Raw genomic sequence first — 14,588 nt, 5'->3', positions numbered from 1 at the left:
TATGGCCGGGAGTGTCCGAAGCGTCGGCATCCCGGTTCCTCCCCTCTTGCGGCCCATCGTCCCGGTAAGCGGAACGCCCGCTTCACCAGGGCTTCGAGGGCGCGGGGGGCGGACTTCGGCCACGGGCACCCTGGGCATCGGCCACTTGCGGGGTAAGAGACAATGGAGGCTCTGTCAGGGCGGGTTGTATGAGGGGACGCATGTCGGAGACGGAGCGGGCGGGAACACCCCGTCAGGAGACTCGTCAGGGCAATGGCGAGCGGCGTCTCCTCGCCGGGCGGTACCGGCTGGGAGACGTGCTGGGCCGCGGCGGCATGGGCACGGTCTGGCGCGCCGAGGACGAGACCCTCGGCCGGACGGTCGCCGTCAAGGAACTGCGGTTCCCGACGAACATCGACGAGGAGGAGAAGCGGCGCCTGATCACGCGCACCCTGCGCGAGGCCAAGGCGATCGCCCGGATCCGCAACAACAGCGCGGTGACGGTCTTCGACGTGGTCGACGAGGACGACCGGCCCTGGATCGTCATGGAGTTGGTGGAGGGCAAGTCCCTCGCCGAGGTCATCCGCGAGGACGGGCTGCTGAAGCCGAAGCGCGCCGCCGAGGTGGGGCTCGCCGTCCTCGACGTGCTGCGCTCCGCACACCGCCAGGGCATCCTGCACCGGGACGTGAAGCCGTCCAACGTGCTCATCGCCGAGGACGGCCGGGTCGTGCTCACCGACTTCGGCATCGCGCAGGTCGAGGGCGACCCGTCCATCACCTCCACCGGCATGCTGGTCGGCGCCCCCTCCTACATCTCCCCGGAGCGCGCCCGCGGCCACAAGCCCGGACCGGCGGCCGACCTGTGGTCGCTCGGCGGCCTGCTGTACGCGGCGGTCGAAGGGGTGCCGCCCTACGACAAGGGCTCGGCGATCGCCACGCTCACCGCCGTGATGACCGAGAACCTGGACGAGCCCAAGCACGCGGGACCGCTGCGGGACGTCATCTACGGCCTGCTCACCAAGGACCCGGCCCAGCGGCTCGACGACGCCGGGGCCCGGGCCATGCTCAACGCGGTGATCCACGCGCCCGAGCAGGAGCCGATGGACGCCACCCGCGTGGTCCCGCTGCCGGCGCAGCCGGGTCCGTCCGAGGGCAAGCGCGGTGAGGAGCCCGGGGAGAAGCTGCGCGGCGCACTGCGTTCGGTCCGCAAGGCGGCCGGGGCGGCCGGCGCGGCGGCGTCGCGGCCGAGGAGCACGAGCGAGACCGCGGCTCCGGCCGCCGGCGGCGCGGCTACCGGAGCGCGGTCCGCCGCCGCCGGACCCTCGGGCACCGGCCCGGCCGGGAGGCCGGCCGTCCCGGCACAGGGTTCCGGATCCGTGCCGGACTCCGGTTCGGCGAAGCGGAGTTCCGGCTGGCCCGTCGTGCCGCCGCCGGATCTGGACCTGCCGCCGCGGCCGGTTCCCAGGGCGCCGCTGACCGATGTGGTGCCCAGGCGCACGCTCGTCATCATCGCCGTGGTCGTCGCTCTCGCCGTGCTCGGCACCGTGCTCGCCCTCACGCTGAGCGGCGACGACAAGAACGGCAGGAGCGGCGGCACCAGGGCTGCCGCCAGCGCCGGCGCGTCCACCAAGGAGGACAAGAAGCCGGACGGCGGCACGGCCACCGGGACGCGGACGGACGGCGCGAGTGCGGCACCGGCCGGCACCGGTTCGGCGTCGGCCACCGGGCCGGACTCCGGCGCCGGACCGTCCGCCGACGACTCCGGCACCTCCGGCGGGAAGGGCGGCGGCAAGGACGGCGGGAGTGCTCCGGCGGTCACGACCCGCAAGAGCGGCCAGGGGTACTCGATCGGACTGCCGAAGGGATGGCAGTACCGGTCCACCGGTGCCGCCGGTGACCGCTACACCGGGCCCGCCGGGCAGAAGCTGCTCGTCGCCTGGACCGGCACGCCCAAGGGTGACCCGGTGGCGGACTGGAAGAACCAGGAGCGCTACATGGTGCGCTCCCAATACCACAGGATACGTATCGAGAAGGTCGGCTACCGCAGCTGGAACACGGCCGACTGGGAGTTCACGTACAACGACGGCGGCACCGGGTACCGGACGATCGACCGGGGCTTCGTGGTGAACGACCACCAGGGTTACGCGCTGATGTACACGGCGAAGGGCGCCGACTGGCACGGCGATCTGCGCAAGGACACCTGGAAGACACTCACGAAGTCGTTCACGCCCAAGTCCTAGGCGGGGCAGGCCGGTCCGGTGCGCCGGAATCCGTCATCCGCTCGGTGCGGGTTGCCTCCGGCACGTATCGTGAATGGTCGCGGACCGTACGCAGCCGCATGCGTGTGCGAAACGGGCCGTACGGCGAACGGAAGTGACGGATCTCGGGCGGCCGGGGGAGGCCAAGTGGACGACTACGCGGGTCGGGTGCTCGCCGACCGCTACCGCCTGCCACTGCCGCCGTCCGACGCCTACGAATTCACCGAGACCCGCGCCTTCGACACCTACAGCGGTCAGGAGGTCCTGGTCCGGCAGGTCCCGCTGCCCGAGGTCGTCGAGGCCGAGGTTCTCGACGCGGAGGGGCTGCCCGAGGGGTTCACCGCCCGGGAGCGCGTGTCCCGCCGGACACCGGAGGCCGGAACCGCCACCCGGCGGCCCGCCGACCCGGCGGTGCGGCGCGCCGTCGAGGCCGCGCAGGCCGCGGCCCGTATCCCCGACCACCCGCGCCTCGACCAGGTCTTCGACGTGTTCGCCGAGGGCGGCTCACTCTGGATCGTCAGCGAGCTGGTGGCCGCGCGCCCGCTGGCCGCCCTCCTCACCGAGGCACCGCTGTCGCCGTACCGGGCGGCCGAGGTGGCCTCCGACGTCCTCATGGCGCTCCGGGTGCTGCACGCCCACGGCTGGGTGCACCGCAACCTCACCGCCCGCACGGTCCTCGTCTGCGACGACGGCCGCGTGATGCTGACCGGCCTCGCGGTCGGTGCGGCCGAGGAGGCACTGAGCGGGTACGACCCGGTGCCGGCTCCGGACGGGCCCACGGCGGACGCGGTGGACGCACGTGCGGGTGATCCTCCGGGAGGCGGGCCGGACGCGGGAACCCCCGGCGCGCCCGGTGTTCCCGGCACATCCGGCAGGCCCGGGGTTTCCGGCAGGCCCGGGGCGTCCGGCGTACCCGGTGCCCTCGGTGTGCCCGCGGTCCCCGGTGGTGCCGGGGGCTTCGCCGGGGCCGGTCCGGGCGGCGGGCCGGCCGCGGGGGCCGACCCCGAGGCCGCGCGCCGGGCCGCGATCCAGGCGCGGGCGGCCGGCGGACTGCCGGCTGCGGGGACGGGCGAGGTGACCGGTGCCGGTGCGTCCGGGCCGACGGGACAGCGGGCCCTGGAGAGCGGGGGGGACGTCCGCGCCGCCCGGGCCGGGGCCATCGCCGCGTACCGCGCGGGCGCCCGGGCCGCCGCCCGGGTGCAGGAGACCCGGCAGAACGGGCGCGCCGCCCTGCCCGCGGCCCGCCCGCCGGCCGGGGACGAGACCGGGGCCGGTGGCGGCGCCGGCCGAGGCGATGTCACGGCACCGCCGCCGTACGGCCCCGAGACGCGCGGCGCGACGCCGTCCGAGCGGGCGGCCGATCCGTACGGACTGCGCGGCACCCCCTGGCACGGTGCCGCACCGCGCACCGGACCGGACGCCACGGCCCCGGCTCCGGCCCCGGACGACGGAGCACAGGGACGTGGCGCCGGTCGGCACGGGGAGCTCCCCGCTGTCGCCGGCGGCAGGGGCGACTCCGTCGGCGTGCCCGCGCCGTCGGCCGCCCGCTGGGACGAGGGGGGTGCCGTGCGGCGGGGGCCCGGTACGGCGTTGGCCGCGGAGCGGGCCCGGCAGGTACGGATGGCCGTCGTGGGGCCGGTGACCGAGCGGTGGGCGCCCGAACAGGCCGGCCCCGTGCACGAGAACTGGCAGCTGGCGGCGCCGATCGGTCCGGCCACCGATCTGTGGGCGCTGGGCGCGCTGCTGTTCCGGGCGGTGCAGGGGCACGCGCCGTACCCGGAGGAGTCGACGGCCGAGCTGGTCCAGCTGGTCTGCGCCGAGCCGCCCGCCTTCGCCGAGGAGTGCGGCCCGCTGCGGCCGGTCGTGGAGTCGCTGCTGCGTCAGGACCCCACCGAGCGCCCCGAGACGGAGGAGCTGAGCGGCTGGCTGCGGTCGCTGGTGCGTTCCGCGCCCGAACCGGACGCCGGCACCCACGTCGTGCCCCTGCCGCCCGCCGACCCGCGCCGGCTGCCGATCGTCCGGCGCCGCGGCGAGCTGGTGCGCCGGCGCCGCGCCGGACTGCCCGCGGCCCATCCGCACGGCCGGCACAAGCGGGCCCGGGAGGACGCCGGTTCACCGCGCAGCCTGGGCCGCACCCTGCTCCTGCTGATCCTGCTCCTGCTGGCCGGCGCGGTCGCCTACGCGCTGCTCTTCATGCCGGAACAGGGCGAGAGCGGAGCGGCGGACCGTGGCCGTACCGGGGCGGCCGGGCGCACCGGCCCCGCGCCGTCCCACTCCGCGGCGGCGTCGGACGGGCAGAGCGCACCGGACGACGACCCGTCCGCCTCCGCCTCCGAGCCCGCGACCGAGACACAGACCGGCGGCGACCCCGCCGTGGCCGACGGATTCACCCTGCGCAAGGACCCGGACGGATTCCAGGTCGCCGTCGCCGAGGGCTGGCACCGCACCCCGAAGAACGGCAGCGGCCAAGTGGTCTACGCGCACGGGAACTTCGAGCTGATCGTCGTACCGGGACGTGACGGCACCTCGGCGTTCGGCAGCGATCCGATGGTCTACCAGCGGGACAAGGAGCGCGAACTCCAGCCGTACCGGGACTCCAGCTGGGCCACGGCCACCGGGCTGCGGACCATCGAGGTGGGCGGACGGACCATGGCGGAGGGGCAGTTCACCTGGACCGACGGGCAGGGACGAGACCTGTTCGTGCGGAACATGGCGCTGCTGCTGAACGGGCGTTACCACGTCATCCAGGTGCGCGGCCCGGAGGCCGAGCGCGACGAGGTGACCCGGCTGTACGAGCAGGCGACCACGACGTACGGACTCCGCGGTTGAGCTGGTCACGGGGGGTTGCCGGCGGGACGGTCGCGCAGATCACGGGCGGCGCACGGGCCGTACCGGCACGCCGCCGGGCGGGCCACCGCCACGTACCGCCACCGCAGTTGAGCGGTCCGTGTGGCGGCCGGACGGTGCGGAGCGATTCGCGCACGCGTGCGGGGTTGTCAACCGTCACAGTGCTGTCACCTTGGCACCCCGCCGGTTCCCTGGGGGCAGACCGGTCCTTAGTCTGAGCCTGTCAAGAGCATTGCGGGGCAACGTGAATCAGATGCAGGGCCTGCTCATAGCGGGCCGCTACCGGCTCGCCGACTCCATCGGCAGCGGCGGCATGGGCCGGGTGTGGCGCGCCCACGACGAGGTGCTGCACCGGCAGGTCGCCGTCAAGGAGTTGACCGCCGCGCTCTACGTCTCCGACAGCGACCGGGCCGTCCTGCTCGCCCGCACCCGGGCCGAGGCGCGTGCCGCCGCGCGCATCAACCACTCCGCCGTCGTCACCGTGCACGACGTCCTGGAACACGACGGCCGCCCGTGGATCGTGATGGAGCTGGTCGAGGGCAGCTCGCTGGCCGACGCGGTCAAGGAACGGGGCCGCATCGAGCCGGCGGAGACCGCGCGGATCGGGCTGTGGGTGCTGCGCGCGCTGGGCGCCGCGCACTCCGCCGGGGTACTGCACCGGGACGTCAAGCCCGGCAACGTCCTGCTCGGCGTGGACGGCCGGGTCCTGCTCACCGACTTCGGCATCGCCCAGATCGAGGGCGACACCACCATCACGCGTACCGGCGAGGTCGTCGGCTCGGTCGACTACCTCGCGCCCGAGCGGGTCCGGGGCCACGATCCCGGCCCGTCCTCGGACCTGTGGGCGCTCGGCGCCACCCTGTACACGGCCGTCGAGGGCCGCTCGCCGTTCCGGCGCACCTCGCCGCTGAGCACCATGCAGGCGGTCGTCGAGGAGGAGGCCGACGAGCCGCGCCACGCCGGTCCGCTCGGGCCGGTCATCGCCGCACTGCTGCGCAAGGACCCGGCGCGGCGCCCGGGCGCGGGGGAGGCGGAGCAGATGCTCGCCGAGGCGGCGGAGGGCCGCCGGCCGCGCTCGGCACAGGCGTTCGTCCCGACCCAGGGCTCGGGCGTGCGCCCGGACGGCGGTCACGTCCCGGGCGGACGCTACGACTCCGGTACCCCGGCGGACGGCTACGGCCCCGCACCGGCGGGCCCCGGCTACGGCTCCGACGCGGGCCACCCCGGCTACGGCCCGGGCGCAGGCGCGCACACGGGCCGTTCCGTGACCGGCCCGACGGCGACGGCACCCACCACCGGCACCCCCCTGTCCGCTGCGCCCACGGGCGGCACCACCACGCCCGGCGGGCCGACGGCGGGCGCGGTCACCATGGTGGAGCCCACCGCAGGGGGCCGGGCGGGCGGCCGGCCCCACCGCCGGCTGCGCACCCTCGCGCTGGTCGTGGCCGTCGCGGCGGTCCTCGGCGGCGGCGCGGCGGCGGGCATCCAGCGGTGGAACGGGATGGAACAGGACAGCGGGACGAACGGCGACTCGCGCCCGGCCCCGCGGCCGGCGGTGAGCGGCAGCGGCACGCCCGGCTCCGCCGGCACGGTCCCCGCCGGCTGGCGGACGTACCACGACCCGCTGGGCTTCAGCCTCTCCCTGCCCAAGGGCTGGACACGCAAGGTGTACGGCATCCAGGGCGACCTCAAGCAGATCGACTACACGCCCGACGGCGGCAGGCACTTCGTGCGCATCGCCATCGACACCGCGTCGGACTACGCCAAGCCCCTCTCCCATCAGGAGGACCTCGAGCGGCAGCTCCAGCGGCTGGTCGACTACCGGCGCGTCACCATGAAGGAGAACATCTACCGCGACCGCGACGGCGCGTTGTGGGAGTACACCTGGACCGCGCTGAAGAAGGACCCGCCCTACGTCGCCGGGCCGCGCCACGCCGTGGAGGAGACGTACTTCTCGCCCCGGGGCACCGAATACGCGATCTACATGTCGTCGCCGGCCGCCGACTGGGCGAGGACCGGCAAGCAGTTCACGTGGGTGCTGCGGAGCTGGCAGCAGCCGAACGAGGGCTGATCCGGGCGCGGCGGACGGGACGGACGGCCGAAACAGGCAGGCTGTGCGGGGTGGCTTGGCCGGTCGGCGCCCCGGAGGGCAGGCCCGTGGTGCGGCATGATGGGGCGCATGGGGACCGAGGGAGCCGGCTTCCGGCTGATCGCGGGCCGTTACCGCCTGGAGGAACGCATCGGGCGCGGCGGCATGGGCGTCGTCTGGCGGGCGAGCGACCAGGTGCTGGGCCGTCACGTGGCGGTCAAGGAACTCCTGCCGGACGACGCGCTCCCGGACGACGACGCGCGCCGCCGCCGGGACCGTACGTTCCGGGAGGCCCGCGCGGTCTGTCAGTTGCGGCACCCGCACATCATCGTGGTGCACGACGTGGTGGAGCAGGACGAACGGCCGTACCTGGTCATGGAGTTGATCGACGGCGGTTCGCTCGCCGACCGGATCGCCCGGCACGGCCCGGTCGACGCCGCCGAGGCCGCGCGGATCGGCATCGCCCTGCTCAGCGCGGTGCGTACGGCGCACGAGGCGGGGGTGCTGCACCGGGACATCAAGCCCGCGAACGTCCTGCTCGAGTCCGGCACCGACCGGGTCGTCCTCACCGACTTCGGTATCGCCCAGGTCGAGGGCGCCACGACGCTCACCGAGAGCGGCTCCTTCGTCGGCTCGCCCGAGTACACCGCCCCGGAACGGATGTCCGGGCTGCGCACCGGCCCGGAGTCCGACCTGTGGTCGCTGGGCGCGCTGCTGTGCACGGTGCTCAGCGGCGAGTCGCCGTTCCGGCGCGACTCGCTCGGCGGCATCCTGCACGCCGTCGTCGCCGACGAGATCCGGCCGCCGGCCCAGGCGGGACCGCTGCTGCCCGTCGTGCTGGGCCTGCTGGAGCGGGACCCCGACCGGCGGCTGGGCGCGGCGGACGCCGAGCAGATGCTGGCCGCGTACCTGGAGACGGGCCGCACGCCGGCCGCGCCGGGCGGCCACGGGGCGGCGGGGAGCACGCACGGCAGCGGGCGCCTGCACCGGCTCGGCGGCGGCCGGACGCCGAAGCCCTCCGCGCACCACCCGCCGCCCCACTGGGACCTCCCGCACGGCGGGTCGCCGCCGTACGCCTCGCCCCGGCCGCCGGGGGAGGCGCTCCCGGCCCGGTCGTCGCCGCGCGGTGTGCTGGTCGCGGCGCTGCTCGTCGCCGCACTGGCCGGCGCCGGCGTGTCGGCCGCGGCGCTGCTGCTGCACCGGGACGGGGGCGGGGGCGGCGGCACCCCGGGCGGTACGGCGACGAGCCCGGCCACCCGGACCGGTACGGCAGGCACGGCGCTGTCCCCGTCCCCGCCCGCCACCCGGCCGACACCGTCGCCCACCCCCTCACCCACTCCGTCGCACACCCCGACGACCGCCTCCACCCCGCCCCGCCCGACCGCCGCCGGCTCGCGTACCGCGCCCTCCGGTTACCGCGCGGCCCGGGACCCGGCCGGCTTCTCCCTCGCCGTACCGGAGGGCTTCACCCGCAGCCCCCGGGGCGAGCGGGTCTTCTACCTCTCACCGGGAGGCACCTTCCGCCTGGGTGTCAAGGTCGGCGCACCCCAGCCGGGTGGTCCCGCCGGGGTGATGAACCGGTCGGCCGCCGAGGGCGCCTCCAGCAACCCCGGTTACCGCGACGGCCGCGTCACGCGCACCCGGCACGCCGGACACCCGGCCGCGCTCTGGGAGTTCACCTGGGACGGCTTCAGCGCGGCGGAGGGCCCGCGCCACACCTACGACGTGTGCTGGGAGGAGGACGGGCGGCTGTACGACGTGTGGGTGTCGGCGCCGGTCGGCAAGGTGCGGGAGGCGCGGGAGTACTTCGACGTGGCCGTCGGCACGTTCTCGGTCACGGGTGCGTGACCGCTCCGCGTCCGGGCTGCCGGCAGGGAACCCGGTTGCGCGGTTCCGGCCGCCCGCTTCGACAAGGGCCTGGTGCGCACGGTACTCATGTGCCATGACCGAAGACGGCGAACTCCCGCTCGACGCACGCCTGATCGGCGGTCGCTACCGGCTGGCCGGACGTCTCGGCTCCGGACCGGCCGGCACCGTCTGGCGTGCCCGGGACGAACAGGACGAGCGCCTGGTGGCCGTCAAGGAACCGCTGCTGCCCGGTGATCCGGCCACCGACGAGGAGAGCCGGCGTGTCGCGCACCGGCTCCACCACGAGGCCCGGGCCGCCACCCGGGTGCGGCACCCCTCCGCCGTGACGGTGCACGACGTCGTCACCGAGGACGGCATCCCCTGGATCGTGATGGAGCTGGTGGCGGGCGAGTCCCTGCGCGAGGTGCTGCGCCGTGGCCCCGTGCCGCCGCCCGAGGCCGCCCGCATCGGACTCGCCGTGCTCGGCGCGCTGCGCGCCGCCCACGCCGTCGGCATCGTGCACCGGGACATCAAACCGGCCAACGTGCTGCTGGAGTCCGGTACCGGGCGGGTCGTCCTCACCGACTTCGGCATCGGGGACGGGCACGCGGACGAGTCGCCCGCCGGGTTCGTCGCCCCCGAGCGGGCGGCGGGCCCCGGCGCCGGGCCGGCCTCCGACCTGTGGTCCCTGGGCGCGCTGCTGCGCGCCGCCGTCGGGGACACCGGCCCCGGACCGCTGGGCCCGCTGCTGGACCGCCTGCACGCCGGTGAGCCGGCGTCGCGGCCGGACGCCGGGGAGGTCGCCGCCGTACTCCACGAGTATCTCGGCCTGCCCCCCGTACCGGATCCCGCCCCCGCGCCCCGTGCCCCGGACCCGGCCTCCGCCCCCGAACCGGCCCCAAGGCCGGCCCCGGCCCCCGGTCCGGCCCCCGGTCCCGCCCCGGCCCCCGGTCCCGCCCCTGACCCGGCCCCCGCGCCCGCTCCGTGGCGCGCGCCCCTGTCCGCGCTGGGGCTCCTCCTCGCGAAGAAGACCGGGACCGACTGAGGAGCGCCCCCTCGACGCCCTGATCAGCGCATTCGCTGCCATCGATCACTGGCAGGATGTGCGTACCGCGTGAATCCCCGTTACCGACGGGTACACAAAGCCTTCGCCGCGGCATACCCTGCGCGTCATGACGGACACGCAGGCCCCGGACATCGCCGGTACCAACCCGCTCGCGCCCGCTCCCGAAGGCGCCCGCACGGCCGCCGACGTGGTCACCCCTGAGCTGGTCGCCCAGCTCGTCAAGGGAGTCGCCGGCAGCGGCCGTACCGCCAACCACAGCCCCCTCACCGGCGAGAAACTGGCCGACCTGCCCGAATCCACCCCGGACGACGTGCGCGGGGCCTTCGAGGCGGCCCGTGCCGCGCAGCGTGTGTGGGCCGAGGTCCCGGTACGGCAGCGGGCCGCCGTCCTGCTCCGCTTCCACGACCTGGTGCTGGAGCGGCAGGCCGAGGTCCTCGACCTGATCCAGCTGGAGACCGGCAAGGCCCGCCTGCACGCACACGAGGAGGTGCAGGCCGTCGCCGTCGCCGCCCGCCACTACGGCCGCCGGGCCGCCGCCTATCTGCGCCCCAAACGGCACGCGGGTGCCGTGCCGGCCCTGACGCAGGTCACCGAACTCAGGCACCCCCGCGGGGTGGTGGGCCAGATCGCCCCCTGGAACTACCCGCTGGAGCTGTCCGTCGGCGACGCCCTGCCCGCCTTCGCCGCCGGCAACGCCGTCGTGATGAAGCCGGACACGGAGACCTGCCTCACCGCCCTGTGGGCGCGTGACCTGCTCGTCGAGGCCGGGCTGCCCGACGGCGTCTTCCAGGTCGTCCTCGGCGAGGGCCCGGTCGTCGGACCGGAACTGGTCAGACACGCCGACTACGTCTCCTTCACCGGCTCCACCCGCACCGGCCGCGAGGTCGCCGTCGGCGCCGCCGCCCGCCTGGTCGGCGTCTCCCTCGAACTGGGCGGCAAGAACGCCATGCTGGTGCTGGACGACGCCGACGTCGAGAAGGCCGCCGCCGGAGCCGTCCGCGCCTGCTTCTCCTCCGCGGGCCAGCTGTGCATCTCCATCGAGCGGCTGTACGTCCACGACTCCGTCGCCGACGCCTTCCTGGAGCGCTTCGCCGCCCGCACCCGGGCCATGCGGCTGGGTAGCTCCCTCGCCTACGGCGCCGACATGGGCTCGCTGGTCGGCGAGCGGCAGCTGAAGACCGTCGAACGGCATGTCGAGGAGGCCGTGGCCAAGGGTGCCAAGGTACTCGCGGGCGGAGTGGCCCGCCCCGACATCGGCCCCTACTTCTTCGAACCCACCATCCTCGACGGCGTCGAGGACTCCATGGCCGTCTGCGAGGAGGAGACCTTCGGCCCCGTCGTCTCCGTCTACCGCTTCACGACCGACGACGAGGCCGTGGAACGCGCCAACGCCACCCCGTACGGCCTCAACGCATCCGTCTGGACGAAGAACGCCCGCCGCGGCCAGGACATCGCCTCCCGTCTGCGCACCGGCACGGTGAACGTCAACGAGGGCTACGCCCCCGCCTACGGCAGCGTCCAGTCCCCGATGGGCGGCATGAAGGACTCCGGCCTCGGCCGCCGCCACGGCTCCGAGGGCATCCTCAAGTACACCGAGGCCCAGACGGTGGCCCGGCAGCGGCTGCTGCCGATGGCTCCCTCGCTGGGCATGACGGACGAGCAGTACGCCGCCTTCATGAGCACGAGCCTGCGGCTCATGAAGGCATTCCGGTTCCGGTGAGTCCGGCGCGGGGGCGCGGGACCGCATCCGGCAGGCGCCCCCGTTCCCCCGCCACGCGACGGCCCGCACGCACACTCGACGAGGAGACATCCGTGCCCCAGGACGCTTACGACTATGACGTCCTCATCGTCGGCTCCGGCTTCGGCGGCTCGGTGTCCGCCCTGCGCCTCACCGAGAAGGGATACCGGGTGGGCGTCCTGGAGGCCGGCCGCCGCTTCACCCGCGAGGACCTCCCGCGCAACTCCTGGGACCTGAAGAACTACCTGTGGGCCCCCCGGCTCGGCTGCTACGGCATCCAGCGCATCCACCTGCTGGGCAACGTGATGGTGCTGGCCGGCGCGGGCGTCGGCGGCGGCTCGCTCAACTACGCCAACACGCTCTACGTACCGCCGGCGGCCTTCTTCGACGACCCCCAGTGGCGGGACATCACCGACTGGCAGGAAGAGCTGAAGCCGTACTACGACCAGGCCCAGCGCATGCTCGGCGTACGGATCAACCCCACCATGACCCCCTCCGACGTGCACCTGAAGGCGGCGGCGGGGCGGATGGGCGTCGCCGACACCTTCCACCTCGCCCCGGTCGGCGTGTTCTTCGGTGACGGCAAGGACGCCGACGGCAAGGCGAAGGCCCGGCCCGGCGGGACGGTGAACGACCCGTACTTCGGCGGCGCCGGCCCCGACCGGAAGGCCTGCACCGAGTGCGGCGAGTGCATGACCGGCTGCCGGCACGGCGCGAAGAACACCCTCAACGAGAACTATCTGTACCTCGCCGAGAAGGCGGGCGCGGTCGTCCACCCCATGACGACCGTCATGTCCGTCACGGACGACTCCCGTGGCGGCTACGCGGTGACGACCCTGCCGACGGACCGGAAGAAGGGCCCGGCGCGGACCTTCACCGCCCGCAGAGTCGTCCTCGCGGCCGGCACCTACGGCACCCAGACCCTGCTGCACCGCATGAAGGCCGGCCGCCAGCTGCCGTACCTGTCCCCCCGGCTCGGTGACCTCACCCGCACCAACTCCGAGGCGCTGGTCGGCGCGCAGACCGACAACCGCCGCTACCACCGGGCCACCGGCGCGCCGCGGGCCGATTTCACCCGGGGCGTCGCCATCACCTCCTCGATCCACCCGGACGCCAGCACCCACATCGAGCCGGTCCGCTACGGCAGGGGCTCCAACTCCATGGGCAGCCTGTCGATCCTCCAGGTGCCGTACGCGGAGGGCTCCTCGCGCGTGCTGGCCTGGCTGGCGAACGCGGCCCGGCACCCGATGCTGGTCGCCCGCTCCCTGTCCAACCGGCGCTGGTCGGAGCGGACCATCATCGGCCTCGTCATGCAGTCGCTGGACAACTCGCTGACCACGTTCCTGAAGCCCGGCGGTGTCGGCAAGGGCCTCCTCACCGCCCGGCAGGGGCACGGCTCGCCCAACCCCAAGCAGATCAGGGCCGCGACCGAGGCCGCCTCCGCGCTCGCCGCCGAGATCAACGGCTTCGCCGGCAGCAACGTCGGCGAGCTGATGGGCACCCCGCTCACCGCGCACTTCCTGGGCGGCTGCCCCATCGGTGACTCCGCGGAGACGGGCGTGATCGACCCCTACCACCGCCTCTACGGCCACCCCGGCATCTCGGTGGTGGACGGCGCCGCGGTCTCGGCGAACCTGGGCGTGAACCCCTCGCTGACGATCACCGCGCAGGCCGAACGGGCCATGTCGTTCTGGCCGAACAACGGCGAGGAGGATCCGCGTCCGGCGCAGGGAGCGGCGTACGAGCGGCTGAGCCCGGTGGAGCCGCGGACCCCGGCCGTCCCCGCCGACGCGTTCGGCGCGCTGCGGCTGCCGTTCCTGGGGATACCGGCGGTGCCGCCGAAGAAGTGACCGCAATCGGCGCGAAGGAACCCGGCGGTCCGATCGTAAGGAACCCGGCGGTCCGATCGCGCGTACGAACGCGCGGCAGGACCTGCCTCCCCCTCCGAAGGCAGGTCCCGCCGCGCCGTTCGTCGATCCCGCAGGTTTGATCAGCGAAGAGTCTCAAGGGTTGCTCACGAACCGCGATGTTCCCCTGTGACCTGAGTCACGTGCGCGCCGCGCTCCGGGTCCGGGCATGAGGAAAGGCCCCGCGGGACGGAGAGGCCGCGGGGCCCAGTGCCGGGGAGCGATGCCGGGCAGCGGCGCCGGGGGAGCGCGCCGACTGCCTCCGGCGACCCGAGGCCCGTGCGAGCGGTGTCCGCCTGCGGCCCCGGCCGGTGTGCCGTTTTCGTCGGCCGGTCCCGGGCGTCCCCGGGACCGGCCGTTCTCCTGGATGACCGGGCCGCTGTCCCCTGCCGTCCGGTCACCTTCCTGGAGCCCTCAACGACGCGGTGCGCGGCCCGGTCACGCGCCGTACGGGTGAGAACGGGGACGGACTCAGACGCGACCCCGGCACAGCTCCAGCAGGGTCATGGCGAGGGAGGTGCCCGGCTTGCCGAGCGCGTCGCGGTAGCGGCCGAGGATCTCCATCTCGCGGGACAGGTTCACCCGCCGGCCGCCGGAGGCGATCCGGGTCTGCTGGACGACGGCGGAGACGGCCATCCGCTCCTGGACGAGGCCGATGATCCGGTCGTCGAGCACGTCGATACGCTCCCGGGCGTCGGCGATGGCCGTTTCCGGGCTGGCGGCGGTCAGGTGCGGGCTGGTGGTGGTCACGTGCGGGCTGGCGGCGGTCATGTCGGGCTCCTCGGTCGGGAAGACGGATGCCCTGGAACGGCAGAACCCGGAAAACGACAGGCGCCCCGGGCCTTGTCGGCCCGGG

8 protein-coding genes are annotated in these 14,588 nt (G+C 74.7%); 7 read left to right on the top strand and 1 reads right to left on the bottom strand.

The window, feature by feature from the left end; all coding sequences use genetic code 11:
• Nucleotides 1-200: 200 nt before the first annotated feature.
• The 7 genes from ABZ117_RS08450 (at nucleotide 201) to ABZ117_RS08420 (ending at nucleotide 13,675) form a co-directional block, all read left to right on the top strand.
• Nucleotides 201-2,219 (top strand): serine/threonine-protein kinase, encoded by a 2,019-nt coding sequence (locus ABZ117_RS08450; protein ID WP_356818636.1) that lies wholly within the window; start codon nucleotides 201-203, stop codon nucleotides 2,217-2,219.
• A gap of 165 nt (nucleotides 2,220-2,384) precedes the next feature.
• Entirely contained in the window at nucleotides 2,385-5,066 is a 2,682-nt protein-coding gene (locus ABZ117_RS08445) for a protein kinase (RefSeq protein ID WP_356818634.1), read from the top strand.
• Nucleotides 5,067-5,337: 271 nt separating this feature from the next.
• Nucleotides 5,338-7,155 carry a serine/threonine-protein kinase gene (locus ABZ117_RS08440; protein ID WP_356818833.1) on the top strand — a complete coding sequence of 606 codons (1,818 nt, stop codon included), beginning with the start codon at nucleotides 5,338-5,340 and terminating at the stop codon, nucleotides 7,153-7,155.
• A gap of 108 nt (nucleotides 7,156-7,263) precedes the next feature.
• A complete protein-coding gene (locus tag ABZ117_RS08435; RefSeq protein WP_356818632.1) occupies nucleotides 7,264-9,021 on the top strand; it encodes a serine/threonine-protein kinase in 1,758 nt (585 codons plus the stop codon).
• 94 nt (nucleotides 9,022-9,115) lie between these two features.
• A complete protein-coding gene (locus tag ABZ117_RS08430) occupies nucleotides 9,116-10,066 on the top strand; it encodes a serine/threonine-protein kinase (RefSeq protein ID WP_356818630.1) in 951 nt (316 codons plus the stop codon).
• 127 nt (nucleotides 10,067-10,193) lie between these two features.
• Nucleotides 10,194-11,807 carry a succinic semialdehyde dehydrogenase gene (locus ABZ117_RS08425; protein ID WP_356818628.1) on the top strand — a complete coding sequence of 538 codons (1,614 nt, stop codon included), beginning with the start codon at nucleotides 10,194-10,196 and terminating at the stop codon, nucleotides 11,805-11,807.
• Nucleotides 11,808-11,899: 92 nt separating this feature from the next.
• Entirely contained in the window at nucleotides 11,900-13,675 is a 1,776-nt protein-coding gene (locus ABZ117_RS08420) for a GMC family oxidoreductase (protein ID WP_356818626.1), read from the top strand.
• Nucleotides 13,676-14,203: 528 nt separating this feature from the next.
• Here ABZ117_RS08420 and ABZ117_RS08415 read toward each other — a convergent pair.
• A complete protein-coding gene (locus tag ABZ117_RS08415; protein ID WP_356818625.1) occupies nucleotides 14,204-14,503 on the bottom strand; it encodes a chorismate mutase in 300 nt (99 codons plus the stop codon).
• Nucleotides 14,504-14,588 lie beyond the last annotated feature (85 nt).

It is taken from the genome of Streptomyces sp. NPDC006309 (assembly GCF_040613095.1).
GTDB lineage: Bacteria > Actinomycetota > Actinomycetes > Streptomycetales > Streptomycetaceae > Streptomyces.
Note: the sequence above shows the minus strand (reverse complement) of the source record. Positions and strands in the feature narration are given on the sequence as shown.